General features: G+C 52.9%; 3 protein-coding genes. 2 read left to right on the top strand and 1 reads right to left on the bottom strand.

Features of this window, described 5'->3' with window-relative positions:
* Positions 1–1123: FIVAR domain-containing protein (locus B9Y59_RS10170; protein WP_198945610.1), on the top strand; the 1123-nt coding region annotated here is incomplete at its 5' end.
* Between the two features lie 259 nt (positions 1124–1382).
* Positions 1383–1520 (top strand): hypothetical protein, encoded by a 138-nt coding sequence (locus tag B9Y59_RS15790; RefSeq protein WP_158088999.1) that lies wholly within the window; start codon positions 1383–1385, stop codon positions 1518–1520.
* Between the two features lie 152 nt (positions 1521–1672).
* Here the strand turns inward: B9Y59_RS15790 and B9Y59_RS16065 are convergent.
* The coding region (locus B9Y59_RS16065; protein ID WP_207651499.1) for a hypothetical protein at positions 1673–2131 on the bottom strand (459 nt) is incomplete at its 5' end.

Below are 2131 nucleotides of genomic sequence, written 5' to 3'. Positions count from 1 at the left end.
GGCGGCAGTCCCGTCGGTACAGAAGAAGTACAAGAATGCGTTGCAGGCAGCGAAAGCGATCGAAGAAAAGAAGACCGCAAGCCAGGACGAGATCAACAACGCGATGTTTGAGCTGATCGAGGCATTGCAGTATCTGAGCTTTACAGCGGGCGACAAGAGCCAGCTGGAAATCCCGATGGAGATTGCAGAGAGCATCAATCGAGAGAACTTCACGCCGGAGAGCGTACAGGCACTGGACGACGCCTACAAGGCGGCAGAGGACCTGATGGACGACGAGGAAGTACTGGAAGCAGACATCCAGGCAGCGGCAGAAGCGCTGTATGAAGCGCTTGACAAACTGGTCTTCCGTGCAGACATGACGGATCTGGAAGCTTTGGTAACAGAAGGCAAGAAAATTGTAGAGAATGCTTCGAAGTACATCCAGGATGATGAATGGAGTGTATTTGTAACCGTGCTGGGAGAAGCAGAAGATCTACTGGAAAATGACAATGCAACCCAGGAGGCAGTGGACGAGAAGGCTGAAACACTGCTCAATGCGATTACAGCACTGCGTATGATTCCGAACAAGGACGCTCTGAAAGACCTGATTGGAAAAGCAGAGGCAGTGAACACCAGCAAGTACACAGCAAAGAGCGTGGCAGCGATGCAGAAGGCATTGAGCAACGCAAAGGTTGTGTTGAACAATGAAGCAGCGACCGAAGAAGAGGTCAAGAGTGCAGTAGAAGCACTGGAAGCAAGCATCCAGAACCTGGAGGCAAAGACGACGGCAACGAAGAAGAGCGGCTCCACATCGAGAAATGTAAGCAACACATATGGAGCAGCGGGTGTGGTTTCCGCAAGCCAGAGTGCAGCGACAAGTGTGCGCAGTGATGCGGCAAATGCCATCACGCTGAACAGAGGAAGCGTGTACACCTTCAAGATGACCGTGGTCAATGGAAACGGACTGGTGCCGAGCTTTACAGTGGGCAACGGAAGCGTTCTGAAGACGCAGTTTGTGTCCCAGATTGGCAATGACTACTACTACAGAGTTTATGCAGTTGGCACACCGGGCCAGAGCACAGGCGTTTACACCACACTTCCGGGCCAGAATGCAGAACTGCATTGCACGGTAACCGTTGGTTAAATGCTGGAGAGCGAGCAAAAGACACAAGCCATTTAATTGGGCAACCGTTGACGGAAGCACGCTTTTGCAGGAAACGCCGAAGGTTCGAAAGGCGCTGTGTACCCACAGGAGCATGGCCCAGCCATCCTTGGCGGACATCTTAGTAAATTGAGCGAAGGGAGCCTCTTTCGCAAAAAGCAGAATCCCCGCTCCGGGAAACCGGAGCGGGGGTTTTGCGGCTTTGAGACTTTGTGTACTTGGGATGTAAGCGAAAGATAAAATGTATGGGAATTTCCAAAAGGAAGCAAAAGATTGCAGGCCGAAAGGCGCTGTGCGTCCACCGTGCCAGAGCACAGGCGTTTACACCACCCTGCCGGGCCAGAATGCGAAACTGCATTGCACGGTAACCATTGTCTGAACGCCGGGTAATTTGTGTAAGATATAAACGTGTACATATTCGATCAAGCACCCGGCAGCCGATAGCAGAAAGTTTGCGTAGGAGACGCCGCAGGCGCGGAAGACGCTGTGCGTCCACCGTGCCAGAGCACAGGTTTACACCACCCTGCCGGGTCAGGATGCGAAGCTGCATTGCACGGTAACCATTGGCTGAACGCTGGGCAATTTGTGTAAGGTATAAACGTGTACATATTCGATCAAGCACCCGGCAGCTGATAGCAGAAAGCTTGCGCAGGAAACGCCGTAGGCGCGGAAGACGCTGTGCGTCCACCGTGCCGGAGCACAGGCGTTTACACTACCCTGCCGGGTCAGGATGCGAAACTGCATTGCACGGTAACCATTGTCTGAACGCCGGGTAATTTGTGTAAGGTATAAACGTGTACATATTCGATCAAGCACCCGGCAGCCGATAGCAGAAAGCTTGCGTAGGAGACGCCGCAGGCGTGGAAGACGCTGTGCGTCCACCGGGCCAGAGGTGCGGGTGCTTATACGGCCCTGCAAGGCCAGGATGTAAAACTGCATTTCATGGTAACGGTAGCATAAGAGTTCGTAAGAGCAAAAAAGAATATGGGA

Origin of the sequence: Anaeromassilibacillus sp. Marseille-P3371, assembly GCF_900169665.1 — a bacterium.
GTDB lineage: Bacteria > Bacillota > Clostridia > Oscillospirales > Acutalibacteraceae > Anaeromassilibacillus.
The sequence above is the reverse complement of the archived record's forward strand: the minus strand, read 5'-3'. Positions and strand labels throughout refer to the sequence as shown.

Excerpts from the sequence above, each read along its gene's own strand:
- B9Y59_RS15790 (WP_158088999.1), top strand. The coding sequence starts at position 1,383 with ATGTATGGGAATTTCCAAAAGGAAGCAAAAGATTGCAGGCCGAAAGGC.